An 18,574-nucleotide genomic window follows, 5' to 3' on the forward strand; every position below is an offset into this window, starting at 1 on the left:
TCATAAAGAAGACCCCGAACCATCTCAGGTAAGGGGTCTTCTGATTCTGTTACTGAAGATGCTTTGGTGGAGGATTGACGGAGGAAGGGTGTTTGATTTCTGTAAAAATGTCCTCACCCTCCATTTGCCGGCTGACCGGCCTGCCCGTAGTCTGAGGGATTTGAAGCAGATTGATCAGTCTCTTTACCTCTGCCTGGAGCTGGGCAAATTCTTTCATCGTCACGGGCTTTGCGCTTGCCATCAATTCCACTCCCACTTGTCCATTCGGCTCAAGGGTCGCCCATTTCACATCCGACAATTGACTGACTCCCTGCTGCCTTAATTTCATTTCAAGCTGATCGACTGTCATCCTCAACTTTCTAAAATTCTTTTCATTAATGACGCCATCTTCCATCAGAATTTTGGATTTGCCGGTGATGAACTGTTCGACTCGGTCTGATTTCACCTGGAGGTATTCAATGACGATGAGGGTCAGAACGAGAATCAGCCCAACTCCGATCGTCGTCCAAATATTTTTACCTGCCACCGGTTGTATGAGTAGTGATCCGATCCCGATCATGATGACCGTCTTGGCAAGTGTCATCTGGGAGATCGATTTTCTCCCGGCGACCCTTAGCAATAAGGTGCCCGCCAGCACTATGAGTATCGCTTTCCAAATCCAATCAAAGTCCATGTCATCTCCGTCCTTTCGCTAAAAATCCCTCTTCAAGTGATGAAGAGGGAACAGGGTATGTCTCTATACTATTCCTCCGTAACGCTACATTATCCTCGTAAGGTTGGTTTTCTTATGCCGCTGAACCAGACTTTTCAGGCTTGATAAAAATCAACACAAGCATAAACATCAGGATGCCAAGGACTCCCGCCCCAATGAGACTAATATTCAGGAGGGATTTCATCAATACGGCCATCAACGGCGGACCGGCAGCCACTCCTATGAAACGGGACGAACTATAGAAGGAGGAAATCGTCCCCCTCTCTTCTTTCTCGATGTTTTCCGTGATCAACGCGTCCATCGTCGGAAGGAGTGCACCGATGGAGAGGCCGAGGAAGCTTGAAACAGCCAGGAGAAGAATCAGTCGCTGATCAACGAATCCGATCAGGGCGACACTGATGCTCATCAGAATCAAGCTTACCGTCATAATCACCTTCATGACCTTTAGCTCTCCCTTGATTTTTCTTCCCGTAATAAAGGAAGAAATACAAAGAGCCAATAATGGGATGGCGAGGACAAAGCCTTTTTTCACCCCGTATAATCCATGGGTTTTCTCCAACGAATCTGATAGGAAAAACAAAACGGCAAACAGGACGAGCATGATGTAAATCCCCACGAGAAACACCGTAAAGATCCATTTTCCCTCTTGTTTGAAAATCTTCTTCGTACTCTGGATGAAGGCTGAAAGGGCAACGGGTTCTTCCTTCTTCTTGGGAACTTTAATGAAAAAGAGAACAAGGACGATCGAAATGAGACTGAACACTGAAATAGAGAAAAACGGAAGATACCATAAATACGCAGCAAATAAAGCCCCTAATATGGGACTCAACACCTTGCCGAATGTGTTGGACGTCTCGATCAATCCAAGACAGGAACTCGTCTTTTCATCATCATCTTTATACAAATCACCAACCAGGGGCAGGATGATCGGGGCCGCCCCGGCAGCACCGATCCCCTGGAGGACACGTCCGATAATGATCCACGTAAAGGGATCGTCCATCTTCCAGGACGCAAAGCCTGCGACCAGTCCTCCAATTAACGCAATCAGCAAACTCGGCAGGATGACCACCTTCCTGCCGAAGCGATCCGACAAATATCCAGCCACTGGAATCAGAAAGATCGACGCAATCGAGTAACTTGTTATAATCATACTGGTCTGAAAAGAAGTGATCCCCACCTCTTTTTCAAAAATCGGCAGTACAGGAATCAGCATGGAGTTCCCCAGGGTCATGACCAAAGGAATCGATGCCATGCTCACCACACACCAATTGCTAATCTTCGTCGTGCTATTGCATTGTTCGTTCAACTAAACCACCCTTTTGGATTGATCTGCTATTTAATCAGTATTTGAAAAAGGATGGAAGAACATTCAATGAAACGAATGGCAATTTTGAATGGTGATGGGATGAGCAGAATCATTGCGGCAAAAAAAACAAGAGCTTCCCTCATGAGAAAGAAGCTCTTGTTGATTTCTTTTACAACTCTTTTTGATCTACATTCAATTCAATCAGATTTCCATCCGGGTCAGCACAGAAGATCTGGGCGAAGCCGCTTTTGGAATGGGGTTTCTTGAGAACCTCTACATTTTTTTCCTTTAACCACCGAAGCGTATCATGGTAGTTCTCCACTCTGAGGGCAAAGTGACCTTCCCTGCTGGATAGATGCTTGTCTTTTCGGATGGTCTGGGAAGACGGGTCCGCGATCAGGTGAAGCTGCTGGCCCTCAATATCATACCAGGCTCCGGGAAAATCGAAATCAGGACGTGGAATTTCCTTTAAACACAGGATGTCCCCGTAAAACGCTTTAGCCCTCTCAAGATCCGTCACATTCAAACTCACATGATGAAGACATGTGTACTTAATCAATCGGCTCACTTCCTTCTAATTGTCTTTCTGTTTATTCTACAGAAGAAACGGCCGTTCGGCGAGAGGGACGGACCTCTAAATTTCCAATGAGAATCCTGATTCCAGTGGGTTTCATTCATAAAACGAGCAGAAAAGTGAGGTCCGTCCCTCAACGAAAAATAGCCAGGGCATATAGCCGCTGACCATTGTTTATGAACCTCCCGAATTCTTGTGCACGTTGTTATTCTTATCCGCCTCATCGATTTTCATCGCGTGTTCCGTCAGATCAGGAGGCGTCATCCCTGACTTTTTCTCCAAGTAAATCGCGATGCCAGAGACGAGAATGATCGGACCCAGTATGAATAACCAAATCATGTTTAACCTCTCCTTTCTACTTCCCATTGCTCATTTCCAAAGACTCGATCCGTTTCCTAAAACGCCTCATAACACTCCCTGCAATGCTGCCCATTCATCTGACGCTCATTCTCCGCCCCGCAATTCGGACAAGTGATGATCGCTGACTGCTGTTCGATCCCTCTTTTATTGTGCATGTATTGACCCAGTGCTTTATTGGCTAGAAAGACCGTCCCCACAATGGCACAACCGATTGCTCCTAAAATGATGATCAGTAAGATCCCATTCACAGAATCCATTCCCTTCTTTAATTATTCTTACTTATCTATACGGTCGGACATGTAAAAAGTTTCAAATGGCGAGGGACGGACCTCTGAAACTCGAGCTAAAATCCCATACCTAGTGGGTTTCACATCGAAAATGGGCTGAAAACAGAGGTCCGTCCCTCGCCCTTAAAAAAGCAGAGGTCCGGCCCTCTCACAGTGAGGGACGGACCTTTGTTGTATGGGCCGGGGTAGCCAGGGTTCCTTCTCCTTCTTCTTTGTAGATGGGGAAGGAGAGGATGACGGAGGTTCCTTTGCCGGGCTTGCTTTGGACGTTGATGGTGCCCTTCATTCCTTCTGTGAGTTGGTAGACGGTCATCATGCCGAGGCCTGTCCCGTTTTTGCCTTTCATGGAGAAGTAGGGTTCGCCGAGGCGCATGAGTTGTTCTTTGGTCATGCCAATTCCAGTATCGTTGATGACGATGAATACCTTTTCACCTTCCTGATAGCTGAAGATCCGGAGCGTACCACCCGTTTCCATTGCCTCGAGACCATTTTTCATGACGTTGATGAGAATCTGTTGGAGCTTGTTGGGATCCCCTTTGATGGAATGATGATGAAGGATGTTCACCTTCAGGATGATTCCTTTTTTCACCGCCAGGGGCATGATGATTTCCTTGGACCGGTTCATTTCACCCCGGATCTCTACTTCCACCTCAACCTCTGGGTGAGGACGAGCAAAGTCCAAGTATTGATTGATCACCTCTGTCGCCCGGTCGATTTCCCTGACAGCGACCTTCGACAGCTCACGATTCGTGCTGACGTTGGTTGGATCCTCATTGATCAGCTGAAGAAATCCCTTTACCGTGGTGAGGGGATTCCGCACTTCATGACTCATGCTCGCCGCCAGGTGACTGACCACCTGCATCTTCTCGTATTTGATCGCTTCCAACTGAAGAATATAGATGGTCCGGATGATTTCACACAGGTAAAAGACGAAGAACGTAGATCCGCTGAGAACGGCCGAATAGATCAAGAAAGAATTTTCATACCCGAAGTGAAAGATCAAGGACGGGATCCATAATGACAGGACCGAGTATCCGAAGGCAAAGAGCGTATACCAGTACACCCTTGTCATCCACGTTTTCCCCTCCCATCTCGGACGCATATACAGGATGAGCAGCGTGAAGAGAACCGCCATGACCACGGTCACCCATAATCCGGGTCCCATCATCGGGGCACGAACGGCGATCATGGTAAGAGCGAGCCAGGGCAGTACCCGGTTCCCGCCGTATATCCCACCGAGTAAAAAAGGGATGAACCGCAAGTCATACATAAATCCATCTTCCAATCGAACGCTTAACGCAAGGCTGAGTAACAGAAGCAGCGAACTGGCTAAATAGATCGACAGCGGTTTGATGTGAAGCTTATGTACTTTATTTCGGGAAAGGTAATGAAAGCTTATCAGTAAAATGATGATCAATATGGCAAGGAGGTTAAGAAGTAGACCGGTCAATAGCTCAAAATGATCCATCGGTATTTCTTCCCTACTTTCAGTAATTTTAAAAGATTTTAAAAAATCAAACTACATATTCTATTATAACTGAAATGAACAGAATGTGTTTTATTTTTATTGGACAGCATTTCGCATGCTCGTCTTCTTTCTCCGTCCTTTGTCCATAATGGAAATGAATACTTGGAATAAGGAGATTTCCTATGGACGAAGTTTTAATCGCTGTCGTAAGAACGTTGATCAGTTTTCTTTTATTGGTCATTGTCACGTTAGCTATTGGTAAACATATCAATTCACACAAAAATCATTACAGTTTTGCCTTGTCGATCACGGTCGGTTCCTGCATTGCCAATATGGGATTTGATACGAACATTGATTTTTTGAATATCTTCATTTCTTTTATCGTGCTGGTCATATTATTTTATCTATTTCTGATACTTTCTTCGAAAAACCGGCTATTCAGACGATGGTTATCCGGACGTCCCACGATCCTGATGGAAAAGGGTAAAATTTTGGATGAGAATATGAAAAAACTAAAGTTCACGATGGATGACTTGAATCAGCACCTCCGGGAACTTGGCGTGTTTGATATAAACGAAGTGGAATATGCCCTGTTGGAAGTGAGCGGGGTCCTGTCCGTCAAAAAGAAAAACCGTTTTCTGCCACTTGCAAAGGCTGACATGAATATGGACCCTGGCCCTTCTGCTTCCATTCCCATTGAACTGATAATGGAGGGCAAGGTCATTTCAAAAAACCTGTCTCCTCCCTACACATTACAATGGCTGGAGAGCGAAGCGAACAAGAGAGGGATCACATTACATGACATCTATTATGCCGTGATCAACAGCAACGGCACCCTGTTCATCGACCTTTTTAAAGATCATCTCCCAGGCGACAGTGAACGTATGGACAGATAAAGGCATATAGTATCTCAACGTCCGAATAGACCAATGAAATGGGAGAGTGACCGTATGTTCCAGCACCGAACACCGGGGAATCATGTTGTTTATCCACATGACCCCAGGTGCCATCCTTACTGCAGACAATATACAGGAGGGTATGATACCCATGTGCACATGATCGAAGCACACTATTCCCAATTGAATCGAAAAGTGCAGCGACTGCTTGAAAGGGTCGAGCGTATTGAAAGATATCTTGGGATTAAGCCGTAGTGGGCTGGACAGGTACCTCGTCTTAAGAAGACCAAGGTGCCTGTCCCCATGGCTTTCCCATGGCTTTAACACCCGTCAAAGCGGCAGCCGGATCACAAACCTCGTCCCCTCACCCTTCTCACTGAACACATCAATCGACCCTTCATGCATAAGGACCAATTGCTTCACGATGGAGAGTCCGATACCGAATTCACCGTATGGATTATTCGTCCGGGACAGGTCCGCTTTATAAAAACGACGCCAAATGGACTTGATTTCCTGGGGATCCATGCCGATTCCGTTGTCTTGGATTTCAATGACCGTTTCATTTTCGGAAGAAGTTCCACTCAGCGTGATTGTTCCACCCGTCGTGAACTGGATGCTGTTTTTTGTAATGTTGATCAGGATTTGGACGAGGCGGTCGTAGTCGGCATGCACCACTGCATCTTGGTCTGCCACAATCGTAATGGTGTTCTCTTTTTCCTCTGCCTGCAGATCCAGCTGTTCCTTGATGACTTCGAATAGATCGAGCAGCGGCAGGGTCACTTTCGAGAGAACCACCTGATTGGACCGGATTTTTTCATAATCGAGATTCTCGTTCACGAGGCGGATCAGCCGCATCGTTTCCTGACTGACAAGACCGAAACTTTTCTCTTTCTGTTCCTCCGGGATCATGTCATTCCGAATCCCTTCGATGACACCGCGGATCGTGGTCAGCGGGGTCCTCAGTTCGTGAGAGACATCCGCCATGAACTGACGTCTCCGGTTCTCCAATGCGTCGATTTCTTCTTTCGATGCCCGGAGTTTCGTGACCATTTCATTGAAGTCTTCAGCCAGGTCGCCGATTTCATCAAAGTTGGAGCTCGGGACATGTACATCATAATCTCCCGACGAAACTTTAGACGTGGCATCCCTCATCCGCTGAATCCGTTTCACATGGAGCTTCGATAGGAACAAGCTGACGAGAACGGAGATGGCGAGTGCCAACAGAACGATATACAACAGATATTGATTGATTTCACTCAGCATTTCCCTCGTCCCGCTGATCGGGGAAATCAGGATCAGTCCTCCTGTCAGCTGTTCATTGACCACCCGGGGCATGATGACGAGTGACACCGCCTGATCAAAGCGGCCGAAATCTTTCTTCAACGGAACGGTTTCACCGCTCTCGATTTTTTGCCATTCTTCTTTTGAAAGTTCGATCCGCGGATAGACCCCTCCACTTGAAAAAGATACTTCCCCCTGACGATTGAAGGTGATCACATCAATATTGCGGGCGTGCAGCAGGTTACTGTATTCGTCGAGATACAGGGGCCGTCTCGGACTTGGCCGCTCAAGATCTGATAAAATTTTATCCCCATACGTCCTGAGCTCTGTCACCTTATTTTCATACACGAGGTTTTCGACATAATGGGAAAACAGGAGACCGAGAATCATGAAGGCAATGATGAGAACGCTCGTATGACTGAGGAGCAGCTGATACAGATACCTAAACTTCATCCCCGGCCGCCGCCTCATCGAATTTATATCCTACGCCCCACACTGTATGAAGATACGGCTTGTCCTTACTGCCGATCTTATTCCGGAGACGCTTAATATGTACATCCACCGTCCGCTCGTCTCCGTAGAAATCATATCCCCATACCCGCTCCAGAAGCTGCTCCCTTGAGAACACCTGCCGGGGATGCTGGGAAAGATAATAGAGAAGCTCAAACTCTTTCGGCGTCAAATTCGTAAGGGGCACGCCTTTCAGGTAAACTTCTCGGGTTTCCTTGCTAATCCGGAAGTCGGACGTTGCCTCATCGTGAGTTCCAGTACTGTTCTTCTCCCCTTGCCCCTGGTAACGACGGGTCACCGCCCGGATTCTCGCCATCAAGGCTAGAGGTGAAAAAGGCTTCGTCACATAATCATCGGCACCAAGTTCTAGCCCAAGCACCTGATCGGACTCACTGTCCTTCGCCGTCAGCATGATGACCGGAACCTGGGACCCTTCCTCCCTGATCTTCCGGCAAATCGTCACACCGTCCATCCCGGGCAGCATCCAATCAAGGATGACCAGATCCCACTCGCCTTCCTGATAACGACGGTACCCTTCAGCACCGTCATGGACAAACTCACCCTTTATATCTTCTTTTGAAAAAAACATCTCAAGCATGCTTGTGACGCTTTGATTGTCTTCAACGACCAATACGTTCATGAACATCGCTCCTTTCCGAGCATTCCCTTCCTGAATTCTCTCTATCTAAATTATAGTCGTTTTGACCAATTCCTTCTATTGATATCCTTCAATCGAAAAACCCCCGCTCATATGGCGGGGATTTCCGTTCCTATAATGATTCACTTTGAGATTCACTTTGAGATTCGTCCATCGATGGATCATTCTGAGGAGCTTCATGTGGTCCTTTCCCGTGTCCCTGACCGTGATGACCCCTACCGCCCATGTGGAAAAAGAAGCCTTCTTCCTTATTGAAAGGGAAGAAATCCAGTTTCTTCGCTTCATCGGCATGTTCGGGCATGATTTCGTCCATCAGTTCTTTCGACGTTTTACCGTCCGTTTTGATTCCCAGTTCTTTCGCCGCTTTCAGAATTGACGCTTCGAATACTTCCTTCTGCAGTTCATGATGATCTTTTCCTTCTGTCTCGATGCCAAGGTCCTTCGCCTGTTTCGCAAGGGCAGCTTCTCTCACTTCACCAGCGAGTTCCTTCAAATCCTTGCCCTCGGTGTCAACTCCAAGTTCATTCGCCTGTTGTTTCAAGAAGGCTTCCCTTACTTCTTGAGCAAGCTCTTCCCCGTCTTTTCCGTCAGTGGAAATGCCCAGTTCCTTCGCTTTCTTGTTCAGCTCCGCCTGGCGGATTTCGTCCATGATGGCACGGGGTTCTTTTCCATCGGTATCGATTCCCAATGTTTCCGCTCTTTTTTGAAGTTCGGCATCCATGATCTCTTTGGCCAGTTCACGTGTATCCTTATCCGTGGTGTCGATCCCAAGTTCTTCGGCTTTTTCCTTCAGCTGATCTTCATTCAACTGGAACTTCCCGTGTCTGCCATGATGACCGCCAAATACCGGCTCGGACTTTTCACTGACAACCGCCGTGTCATCCGTCTTCCCGGCATCCTCCTCAGCTGCAAAAGCGGGAAGTGCCCCTGCAATCCCGATTGCTAACACACCAGCGAGTGCGAGTGCTCTCTTATTGTTCATATTGATTTCCTCCTTTTTATAAGTTGCAGCTGCTCTATCATTATTTCCAGAAGTTATGGCCAAATCATGAACAAACCATGACCGGTTTATGAATCTTTTAAGGTTTTTTCAATCTTATACTCTTTCTTTTTTTCAGTTAACCACGTGCCATACTCCGTTTGAAGGGCCTGATCAAACAGGATGTCCTTGATTTCATCTTTGTGATCGGCAAGGACCGCCTCTTTTGCTTCCTTCTTGCCCGTCACCTTGATGATGTGATAGCCGAATTCCGTCTTCACAGGCTCACTGATTTCACCCTTTTTCATGGAAAACGCCTTATCATCAAACTCCGTCACCATCTCACCCTTGCCAAAATAACCAAGCTCCCCACCTGAATCGGCATTCGACGTATCCGTGGAATACTCTTTCGCAAGCTCGGCAAAATCTCCGCCGGCATCAAGTTTCTTCTTCACTTCCTGTGCCGTCTTTTCATCGTCCACTAAGATATGACTGGCCTCAACCTGCTCTTTTTGAGCAAACGACTCCTTATTCGCTTCGAAATATTCCTTGATCTGATCATCGGTGATCTTGACCCGGTCCTTCAGGAGCTTCTCCGTCAACAGGTACGTCTTGATATTTTCCTTGACGCTGTCAAGATCCGACCCGCTTGAAGCGAGTGCCTCATTGAATGCCTCTTCACTGTCATATTGCCCTTTGATATTCTCCAATTCCTTTTTGATCTCACTATCCTTCACCGTGAGATCCTTCTTCTCACTCTCAAGCTTCACAATCTTCTCCGCAATCAGTGTGTCCAGGGCGCCATCCCCATACTGATCCACAAGCGTCGTATACAGATCGTCTTTACTGATGGTCTCGCTTCCCACTTTGGCGACTGCATCCTCTTTGGAAAAACCAAACACCGCCAGCAGCGATCCGATGAGGACAATGCCTCCGATAATGCTCCATAATGTGATGGATTGTTTCTTTTTAGTCACTTATTCGTACTCCTTTTTAGTTTGTTTATTGGTCGTTTTTTTGGTGCCTGGTACATTTGGGGGCTTTTGTACCTGGTACCATTTGTTCGATTTGTGCCTGGTACACTTTGGAGTGATTGTGCCTGGTACAACTTACTCATTTTGTACCTGGTACACTTTGAACTGATTGTACCTGGTACAACTTACTCGATTTGTACCAGGTACACACATCACCCATTACCCATTCATCATCGAATTACTAGTAAGCTTCAGGCTCACCGTCATTTTTTTACCATCACGGTAGACGGTCAGGTCAATTTTGTCCCCGACTTTCAGGTCACCATACAGCTGCCTTCTCAGGTCGGCGACATTTTCGACCGACTTGCCGTTCATTTCGGTAATCGCATCGCCTTCTTTGATACCTGCGTCCGCTGCTGCAGATGTCGGATCGATATTGGCGACAACCACGCCGGATTCAACGGATTGGGGCAGATTCGGTAAGTATGAACGCGGGATATCTGCCAGGTTCTTCATCCCGATTCCGATATATGGGCGTTCGATTTTCCCTGTTTTGATGATTTCACTGACGATCGGCATGAAGTCCTTACTTGGAATGGCAAAGCCGAGTCCTTCTACACCGGAGTTCGATATCTTCGCACTGTTGATCCCGATCAGTTCACCCTTGGAATTCAGGAGTGCGCCCCCGCTGTTACCAGGGTTGATGGCTGCGTCTGTCTGGATGACGTTCAGTTCAGATTCCCCTTCAGATGTCTGCACGGGGATCGTGCGGTCGACGGCACTGACGATTCCCTGTGTCACTGTCCGTGAGAGGTCGAGTCCGAGGGGGTTCCCGATGGCGATGACCTGTTCACCGGCGCGCAGGGCACTGGAGTCACCGACTTCCAGCAGATTGTCTGCATATTTACCATCAATTTTCACGACGGCAAGATCCGTCAGCGGGTCGGCTCCGATCAGCTCACCCTCGGTCTTTTCCCCGTCATAGAGGGAAACTTCAATCTTGGATGCCCCCTCAATCACATGGTTGTTCGTGATGATGAAAGCACTATCCCCTTCTTTTTTAAAAAGGACGCCGGACCCTGTCCCCGCCGGAGTGGCTTCTCCGGATCCCATTCTGCTTTGACTCTGATAATTGACGATACCGACAATGGACTCTGAGGCATCCTCCACGATATTCGCTACATCTCCGCTGGCCACGGTTGAAACCGATGTAGGGGTGATCCCTGAATTCGATGATGTATTTGCCTGTCCGTTGTCTGCAGATTGCTCGACGCTTGGCTGAGCCAGGTTCTGATAATAGTCCGTTTGTGGCAAGACCGTCAGCGTCAGGACCGAACCGATGATCCCCGCACCAACCGTGTTGAGGAACCCTCTTCCTTTAAACGGCTTCTTCTGCTTCGGAGTCCGCTGCATTTCTTCTTTTTGAGTGACGTCTGTATCGGTTGTTTCCATAGAATTCATTTCTTCATTTTGATTGTTTTGTTCAAACATGTTTTTTCCTCCTCGATTGATTTAGCCTGTTGAACTTTGCTGTTGATTTCATCTTAGAGGGTAAATGTTACGAAACTATTAACAATCTGTGTACAGGATGGGAAGTTTTTAGAATAAGAGTTGAATGAAACGATTTCGTGAACGATTTCTCTTATCACTTGGGTTTTTGTCATGTCTTTGTTTTAATTGTAATAAAGTCAAAGCTATAAAATGGTGATGATATGAAGGAAAAAAACAGAACACAGCGAACTAGAAAAATGGTACTGCCGAAGCGCATGAAGATTCTTTTCGTCACAGTGTTTCTCTTATTCAGCACGCTGATTGTCAGGCTCGGGATGGTTCAGATTGCGAACGGCCAGTCTTATGAAAAAGCGGTGGAGAAGAAGGAAAGCCTGACGGTGGATTCTCCCGTGCCGAGGGGGAGCATATATGACAGGAACGGGAAGTTGATTGTCGATAATAAACCACAGAGGGCCATTACTTTTACCCGGACGTCGGATTCGACTCAGGAGGAATTGTTGAAGGTGGCGGGGAAACTCGCGGACATGATTGACGTTAAGACCGATTCACTCACCACACGGGATAAAAAGGATTTCTGGATCTTGATGAATCCTTCCAAGGCAGATGCGAAAGTCTCCGCATCCGAAGTCGATCGCATTCAGGGAGAGAAGGATCTCTCAACAAAAGAAGCCGATCAAAAGATTTATCAACTGAAGCTTGAACGCATCAGTGAAGAGGAATGGTCTTCTTTTTCAGAGGAAGAATATGAAGTACTCGCTATCTATCAAAATATTTCCAAAGGGTATGCCCTCTCCCCTCAAATTGTAAAGAATAAAGGGGTGACCATCACGGAATATGCACAGGTGAGCGCCCATCTCGATGAATTGCCGGGAGTGAATGTGACCACGGATTGGACAAGGTCATATCCCCTTGATCATACCCTCCGTTCCGTGCTTGGAGACGTATCGTCGACCAGGGAAGGGATCCCGAAAGATCTGCTCAAGGAATATCTCGCCGAAGGTTATAACCGGAATGACCGCGTGGGGACCAGTTACCTGGAATTAAAGTATGAAGACCTGTTGAATGGTCAGAAAAAGAAAGTGAAAAACATCATAGAAGACGGGCAGGTCGTTGGAACGAAGGTCATCCAGCAGGGTCAGAGCGGAAAAGACCTCGTACTCGGCATTGATGTGGAATTGCAAAAAGCGATCGAGAAAATCGTTCAAGAAGAACTTTCGAAACATATCGGAACAAAGGGATCTCCTTATCTCGACCGTGCCTTTGTCGTCATGATGGACCCTCACACAGGGGAAATTGAAGCGATGGTCGGTCAAAAAGTGAAGGAAATCCATCCGAACGGAGAAATCGAATTCGAGGATTATTCGTTAGGAGCATACACGACGTCCTATGAATCTGGCTCAGTTGTCAAAGGCGCCACCCTCCTGACGGGTTATATGACGGATCATATCGAGCCGGGGGAAATGATTGTGGATGAACCTCTCTATATTAAAGGAACGCCTAAGAAAACATCATGGTTCAATGTATGGGGAAATCAAACGGGCCCGATCAGCGATCTCTATGCCCTGGAGAAATCGTCCAACGCATATATGTGGAAAGTGGCTCTCCGGATTGCCGGGAACCGCTATGTCCCTCACGCACCGATTCAGCTGAAAGGTGACGCCTTCCGTACGTTCAGGGAGCATTTCGCCCAGATGGGACTCGGTGTGCCGACAGGAATCGACCTTCCAGGGGAGTCTTCTGGATATCAAGGAACCGCTGAACATCCGGGACTGCTCCTTGACTTTGCCATCGGGCAATACGATACGTACACACCGATGCAGCTCGCTCAATATGTATCCAGCATCGCAAACGGTGGAAAACGCGTTAAGCCCCATCTGTTAAAAGAAGTACGTGAACCTTCCAATCAGCCACACCGGTTAGGAAGCGTCGTGTACAAGGAGGAACCAGAGGTGCTGAACCGGATCGATGCATCAAGGGAAGAAATCGAACACGTTCAGAAAGGATTCTACCGGGTCTTCCACGGTCCAGAAGGTACGGCCAATCTGTTTAAGGATGCTCCGTACAATGCTGCCGGGAAATCAGGAACAGCAGAAGCATTTTACAAAGGACCGGACATGGAGAGTGCAAAGCCAACTTACAACACGACTCTTATCGGATACGCACCATTCGACAATCCGGAAATCGCCTTTTCTACCGTCGTCCCATGGTCCCATCAGGATCATGATCCTTACATTAATAAGGTCATTTCCAAACGGGTGATGGATACGTATTTTGAAATGAAAAAGGAAGAGAATAAATAAAAAAAAGGGATTTCCCGAAGGTAGCACTTGCTACTTCCGGGACGTCCCTTTTTTTTTGTGATTATTCTAGTTCACTTAATGTCAGAGTGGTATTTTTCTTTTCTCCATCCCTGTAATAGGTGACTTCCACTTTTGAACCTACCTCTTTTTCATTGTATAAATACTTCCTCAAGTCACTGACTTTTGTCACTTTTTCACCATCCACCATGGTAATGACATCATACTGCTCCAGACCCGCTTTCCCGGCCGGTGAATCCGGCTCGGATTGTCTTACGACGATTCCTTCCTTCACTTCTTCAGGAAGATTGAGTGGTTCATCATAGTATTGGGATGGGATCTGTGATAAAGAGACAGGAACGATCCCGATGAATGGGCGCTTCACTTCTCCGTACTCCTTCAATTCCTCCAGAGCCGGAAGGGCAATATCCACTGGTATGGCAAAACCGATCCCTTCTACGTTTTCCATCGCAATCTTGGAAGAATTGATGCCGATCAACTCTCCATCCAGATTGATCAAAGCTCCACCTGAGTTCCCAGGATTAATGGAGGCGTCGGTCTGGATCACTTCTGACTGCCAGTCCACTACCCCATCTTTATTCACATCCACCGGCATGGAACGGTCGGCAGCACTGATGACCCCTGCCGTGACAGTCCCGGCCAGGAAACCTAATGGATTACCAATGGCAATGGCGCGTTGACCCGGTTTCAGGCTTGACGATTTCCCTAATTCAATCACGTGTTTCACTTTCTCCGAATCCACTTCCAAAACGGCCAGATCCAAAAGGGCATCCGAACCCAGCAATTCAGCAGGGATTTTGGTCCCGTCATTCAATGTGACTTCAAGCTTCGTTGCCCCTTCAACCACATGATGGTTGGTGACGATATAAGCCTTATTTCCTTCTTCTTGATAAATCACGCCGGAACCTGATCCAGCAGGCTGAGGTTCTGAACCTTCGAACATATTCCCACCTTTAAAATTCACGACACTCACAACGGATGACCGGCTCTTCTCAACCGCTTCGGTGATGGAACGACCTTCATCAACACCTTCTGCGCTTGCCTTCACAGACGTCGACTTGGGAGTCACCCTCTCCGTCGCCTCCTCACCTGGAATATTGAACCCTTCGACAACCAGGAACATCACCAGCACTCCAAGGACAAATGACACAATGGCCGTCCGCATTGGCTTTACCCTGTTCTTCTTTTCCTTCTTGCCATCATTCAACTCGTTCACCATTTATCAACCCTTTCTCTACGATTATCCCTTCCTCTTAAAAACAGGAAACACAGGATTATATAGTTCTTCTTTACCCTATATAAGAGAAGATAAAAGTGTAATATGCATTTAGGAGGCGCAGAAAAGCCACGGGGACAGGTCCCGTGGCTCATTTCATCACATCTTTGAATCCCACTCCCTCTTAAACTCCACCAGCGACCCATGACGCTTCTCCCGCTCATCACTCACTGCTCTAAGGGCCACTTCATACAACGCTTCGCTCAATCGCCAATTTTCCAACGAACGGTCCTTCTCCCCGCCAAACAACGCAAAGGCGGTGGCCCCCATCACATACACATTCGTGATTTCATCGATTTCGGCACCTTTCTGAAATTCCTCCGGCGACATGAATCGGGATGAACCCCACATTCTGCCCATTGTGTTGAAAGAGGGACGCTTCTCATACAAATCGATATCGCAGATCAACGTCTTTCTTTTTGAAAAATCATAAAGGATGCTGCCGTCATAGAAATCGATGGCCACATACCCCTGATCCGCCGCATGGATGTGAAAGTCGAGGATATCACGGAACACGTCAATCCTTGTGATGTCAGGCAACTGCATGAATGCTTCCCGGGACCGGGGATACATCTTCCCCATGCACTCCCCGTCGCTCCATTCAAAGATAGCTGCAAACCCACCACCGACTTCTTCTCCGCGAATCAATCTCACTAAATGGGGATGAGCCAAATCTTCATACACGTTCACAGCAGATTTCAACGCGGCGATCGCCTCTTCCGGCTTCCCTTCATATCGCGAGGTCGGGGCACCGGCGAATTTGATGAACAATCTCTCTTCACCGTTTCTGACCCCGAAACAGATATTGCCCGAGTCCTGATCGTCGTACACCTTGAAGACCTCTCCGAACTTTTGTAAAAAAGAAAAGTCGAACGGTGCCTTTAATTTATACGGAATGTCATCTACGTACTGAACATAAAAGTCCTCTACATACCACGTCGGCACAGGATTCCTCATCCCGTCAAACCAACCGATCACTTCCTTCGCCTGCTCCTTCATGAAGGCGATTTCCTCTTCACCGAACCTCATCGCCCACGGTATGGACGAAAGCATGTTGCTACTGATATAAAAAGCCATGAGCTTAAAAAAATCCTCCGGGGGGCGTCCGTTAAAATAACCGTTCAGCTGTCCCGTGGCAAAATGGGGACTCGCCGATGCACTGAAGGCAATGCGGTTGAACTCTTCCCACGGATCCCCGAAATCATGACGGTTGAAGTCGATGATGGAGAGTTCGCCGTTTTCCGAAATAACCATATTCCCCACGTGATAGTCACCGTGATGGAACGTTTGCGGGCGTCCCTTCAGGAGATGTCTGTTTGCTTCTATGTATTCTAAAATAAGATCGCCGGCTTCGATCTTGAGTGGACATTCGTGGTATTGCTGGATTTTTTTATCCACCTTGCGATTGAACCTCGTTTCCCACCGTTCTTCATCGGGCGGTGCAGGAGTCGAATGGATTTCCCTCAGGTAACGACCCGACTTCAAGCCAAGCTCATATTGCTCCATATCCGTTAATCCAGGCAGTACCTCAGCAGCATCATTCCCTTCACACCATGTAAAGAGCGAATACACTTGATCGCCATTTTCACACATACCGAACTCAAGGGGTACAGACATAGGAATCCCCGTGTCAGCTAACCGCTTCATGGCCTCGAACTCGCTCTTCTTACTCTCATATAGGGAACGATCCGCCGTCCGGAGCAGAAGCCTTTCCCCCGTCTCCGTTTCGACGAAATATTTCTTGTCACCCGACCAGCCTTTGGTGATCGGGTCGATCTTTTTAAACACGTAATCCGTTTTGATATCAAGCACGTGGCACCCCCAGTGAGCCATTGGTCCCCCGGCTCCATTTTAGTTTACTAGTTTTATAAACCTGATTTTACCAGAAGATAGTTCGAAATGGGAATGCTATTGCAATCCTACCTGTTGTTTCGTTGACAACTTTTCTTTCAAAAAGGTAACCGTAAGAAAGGATTTTGGCTGCTCCCCGTCCCATGCATAGGTTTTATGGTTACTTTCACTACTCTCATCAGACATCGGAGTGCCAGAAAACCCCAAATTATCTGATACCTCCTCATAACTCATCCCTTTTTCCAATTGATTATATTTTTCCAGTGTGGCCACAGGCGTTTCCTTCTGCTCCTCTTCTACAATGGTTTCTTTTGCTTCATTTGTTGGTCCGCCAATTCGGCAGCCACTCAGGATGACGGCAGAAAAACCCATGACGAGTAACATGATGAATATGGTACTGACTTTTTTAACTCTCATATACTTCTCCCCCTTTTTTACATATACGGTGTAAAATGGAAAAAGTTTCATTTCAGTTTAAAGGGAGGTAGTTAGAAGGATATATCTGGGTATGTTAAAATAATCCAAGTGAGCATTTTTTATAAAAGATTGGAGCTGTAAGAATGAAGAAAAGCAATTGGTTGACCGTCACCACTTTATCAGCGATGGTCCTCGTCGGAATGTCTGCCTGTAGTCAATCTTCTGATGAGGATGCCGCCAGTAAACCTGAATCTGAGGCGGCTGCAGCGAGTACGGATTCAGATGATTCACAGGTGGAAGATACGAAGGAATCCGAGGGTAACGAGAAGGCTCAGTCAGATGAGAGATCCGTTGAAGAGAGTAGTCCGGAACAGGATCCACCCGTCACAAAGGTGGAAGGAAAACAGGCATACTTAGCTAAACTGGACAACATCCAGAAGGAACTGGATGCCATGCCTGATAAGAAGGATTCAGATAAAGGTGCCACGAACGCCATGAAAAACTACTATGGCGTATCCTACGAAAAATATGACGATGCGTTGAATGAGATATACTCCCTTCTGAAAGAAAAGTTGTCTCCAGAAGTCATGGCAGAGTTAAAAACGGAACAAGTGAAATGGATCGAGGAAAAAGAAGCGAAAGCAGAGAAAGAAAGATTGAAGTATGAAGGCGGCACGTTTGAAAATGTGGCGTGGTATATCTCGTTATATGAATCGACGAAGGCTCGTTGTTATGAGTTGGTGGAGGAGTATATGCAGAAATAAGAATCGGTTATGAGGTTGGGGCTTTACTGGCCCCTGCCCCCACAGCTCCTATGATATAATGAACCTATACATATGAAGGAGGTGGGGAAGGATGAAAAAAGCTTCAATATGGTTCTTACTGTTGATTTTAATCAGTTTTCAGCAGCCACACGTGTTGGAATTTCAAAACGGCCATATGGATGGGGATGTATTAAAAGCGGATGATTCACATCTGACAAGTATTGAGATCATGCTCTCTCCCCTCTCTTCACTCCCTCATCATGTTGATAGTGTGGTACCTCGTAAAATTTTCTTAAGTGCGAAGTTGAAATCGTATGCTCCCCCTCATGTGACGGAGTATGTTGCCATGGACATCTTTCCTGATGCGATTGGCTTTAAGAAAATTATCATGTCTCAATCCAATTACCTCTCTTAAACCATGTTTCTCTTTC

The 18,574-nt window shown here is 47.0% G+C and carries 19 protein-coding genes and 1 pseudogene; 5 read left to right on the plus strand and 15 right to left on the minus strand.

What is annotated here, in order from left to right; translation table 11 throughout:
• Nucleotides 1-49 precede the first annotated feature (49 nt).
• The 6 genes from N5C46_RS09780 to N5C46_RS09805 all read right to left on the minus strand — a co-directional run bounded on the left by N5C46_RS09780 (nt 50) and on the right by N5C46_RS09805 (nt 4,707).
• On the minus strand, nt 50-673 hold the full coding sequence (locus N5C46_RS09780; protein WP_261751892.1) for a DUF421 domain-containing protein: 624 nt from the start codon (nt 671-673) through the stop codon (nt 50-52).
• Between the two features lie 112 nt (nt 674-785).
• Complete coding sequence (locus tag N5C46_RS09785; protein WP_261752330.1) at nt 786-1,964, minus strand: MFS transporter; 1,179 nt, start codon at nt 1,962-1,964, stop codon at nt 786-788.
• A 223-nt stretch (nt 1,965-2,187) separates the two neighbouring features.
• A complete protein-coding gene (locus tag N5C46_RS09790) occupies nt 2,188-2,577 on the minus strand; it encodes a VOC family protein (protein ID WP_261751893.1) in 390 nt (129 codons plus the stop codon).
• 189 nt (nt 2,578-2,766) lie between these two features.
• Complete coding sequence (locus N5C46_RS09795; RefSeq protein WP_261751894.1) at nt 2,767-2,931, minus strand: hypothetical protein; 165 nt, start codon at nt 2,929-2,931, stop codon at nt 2,767-2,769.
• A gap of 56 nt (nt 2,932-2,987) precedes the next feature.
• The gene (locus N5C46_RS09800; RefSeq protein ID WP_261751895.1) at nt 2,988-3,200 is read right to left on the minus strand and encodes a hypothetical protein; all 213 of its coding nucleotides are present in this window, start codon (nt 3,198-3,200) and stop codon (nt 2,988-2,990) included.
• A gap of 187 nt (nt 3,201-3,387) precedes the next feature.
• On the minus strand, nt 3,388-4,707 hold the full coding sequence (locus tag N5C46_RS09805; protein ID WP_261751896.1) for a sensor histidine kinase: 1,320 nt from the start codon (nt 4,705-4,707) through the stop codon (nt 3,388-3,390).
• Nucleotides 4,708-4,889: 182 nt separating this feature from the next.
• On the opposite strand from N5C46_RS09805, the gene N5C46_RS09810 reads away from it, so the two are divergent.
• Together N5C46_RS09810 and N5C46_RS09815 are read left to right on the plus strand one after the other, a co-directional pair.
• On the plus strand, nt 4,890-5,603 hold the full coding sequence (locus N5C46_RS09810; RefSeq protein ID WP_261751897.1) for a DUF421 domain-containing protein: 714 nt from the start codon (nt 4,890-4,892) through the stop codon (nt 5,601-5,603).
• A gap of 54 nt (nt 5,604-5,657) precedes the next feature.
• Complete coding sequence (locus tag N5C46_RS09815) at nt 5,658-5,858, plus strand: hypothetical protein (RefSeq protein WP_261751898.1); 201 nt, start codon at nt 5,658-5,660, stop codon at nt 5,856-5,858.
• A gap of 75 nt (nt 5,859-5,933) precedes the next feature.
• On the opposite strand, the gene N5C46_RS09820 is transcribed toward N5C46_RS09815, so the two are convergent.
• From N5C46_RS09820 to N5C46_RS09840, 5 genes are all read right to left on the minus strand, one after another.
• Nucleotides 5,934-7,337, minus strand: coding sequence for a sensor histidine kinase (locus N5C46_RS09820; protein WP_261751899.1), 1,404 nt, complete (start codon nt 7,335-7,337; stop codon nt 5,934-5,936).
• On the minus strand, nt 7,327-8,034 hold the full coding sequence (locus N5C46_RS09825) for a response regulator transcription factor (protein ID WP_261751900.1): 708 nt from the start codon (nt 8,032-8,034) through the stop codon (nt 7,327-7,329). The genes N5C46_RS09820 and N5C46_RS09825 overlap by 11 nt, the downstream gene beginning before the upstream one ends.
• 130 nt (nt 8,035-8,164) lie before the next feature.
• Nucleotides 8,165-9,034, minus strand: coding sequence for a hypothetical protein (locus tag N5C46_RS09830; RefSeq protein ID WP_261751901.1), 870 nt, complete (start codon nt 9,032-9,034; stop codon nt 8,165-8,167).
• Nucleotides 9,035-9,120: 86 nt separating this feature from the next.
• Nucleotides 9,121-10,008, minus strand: coding sequence for a peptidylprolyl isomerase (locus N5C46_RS09835; protein WP_261751902.1), 888 nt, complete (start codon nt 10,006-10,008; stop codon nt 9,121-9,123).
• 216 nt (nt 10,009-10,224) lie between these two features.
• Nucleotides 10,225-11,496 carry a S1C family serine protease gene (locus tag N5C46_RS09840; protein WP_261751903.1) on the minus strand — a complete coding sequence of 424 codons (1,272 nt, stop codon included), beginning with the start codon at nt 11,494-11,496 and terminating at the stop codon, nt 10,225-10,227.
• A 221-nt stretch (nt 11,497-11,717) separates the two neighbouring features.
• Here N5C46_RS09840 and N5C46_RS09845 point away from each other — a divergent pair, with 221 nt between their 5' ends.
• Nucleotides 11,718-13,817: a peptidoglycan D,D-transpeptidase FtsI family protein gene (locus N5C46_RS09845; protein WP_261751905.1), complete on the plus strand. Its 2,100-nt coding sequence runs from the start codon at nt 11,718-11,720 to the stop codon at nt 13,815-13,817.
• Nucleotides 13,818-13,878: 61 nt separating this feature from the next.
• On the opposite strand, the gene N5C46_RS09850 is transcribed toward N5C46_RS09845, so the two are convergent.
• From N5C46_RS09850 to N5C46_RS09865, 4 genes and pseudogenes are all read right to left on the minus strand, one after another.
• On the minus strand, nt 13,879-15,051 hold the full coding sequence (locus N5C46_RS09850) for a S1C family serine protease (protein ID WP_420720445.1): 1,173 nt from the start codon (nt 15,049-15,051) through the stop codon (nt 13,879-13,881).
• A 159-nt stretch (nt 15,052-15,210) separates the two neighbouring features.
• Nucleotides 15,211-16,068: a serine/threonine-protein kinase gene (locus N5C46_RS23310; protein WP_261752331.1), complete on the minus strand. Its 858-nt coding sequence runs from the start codon at nt 16,066-16,068 to the stop codon at nt 15,211-15,213.
• Nucleotides 16,069-16,260: 192 nt separating this feature from the next.
• A pseudogene (locus tag N5C46_RS23315) lies at nt 16,261-16,944 on the minus strand (aminoglycoside phosphotransferase family protein); the annotation flags it as partial.
• 75 nt (nt 16,945-17,019) lie between these two features.
• Nucleotides 17,020-17,379, minus strand: a complete 360-nt coding sequence (locus N5C46_RS09865; RefSeq protein WP_261751907.1) for a hypothetical protein — start codon at nt 17,377-17,379, stop codon at nt 17,020-17,022.
• A 143-nt stretch (nt 17,380-17,522) separates the two neighbouring features.
• Between N5C46_RS09865 and N5C46_RS09870 the strand changes: the two genes are divergently transcribed.
• Both N5C46_RS09870 and N5C46_RS09875 read left to right on the plus strand, forming a co-directional pair.
• Entirely contained in the window at nt 17,523-18,143 is a 621-nt protein-coding gene (locus N5C46_RS09870; protein ID WP_261751908.1) for a lysozyme inhibitor LprI family protein, read from the plus strand.
• A 91-nt stretch (nt 18,144-18,234) separates the two neighbouring features.
• Nucleotides 18,235-18,558 carry a hypothetical protein gene (locus N5C46_RS09875; RefSeq protein WP_261751909.1) on the plus strand — a complete coding sequence of 108 codons (324 nt, stop codon included), beginning with the start codon at nt 18,235-18,237 and terminating at the stop codon, nt 18,556-18,558.
• Nucleotides 18,559-18,574 lie beyond the last annotated feature (16 nt).

Source organism: Rossellomorea vietnamensis (assembly GCF_025398035.1).
In the GTDB taxonomy this organism is placed as follows: Bacteria; Bacillota; Bacilli; order Bacillales; family Bacillaceae_B; genus Rossellomorea; species Rossellomorea vietnamensis_B.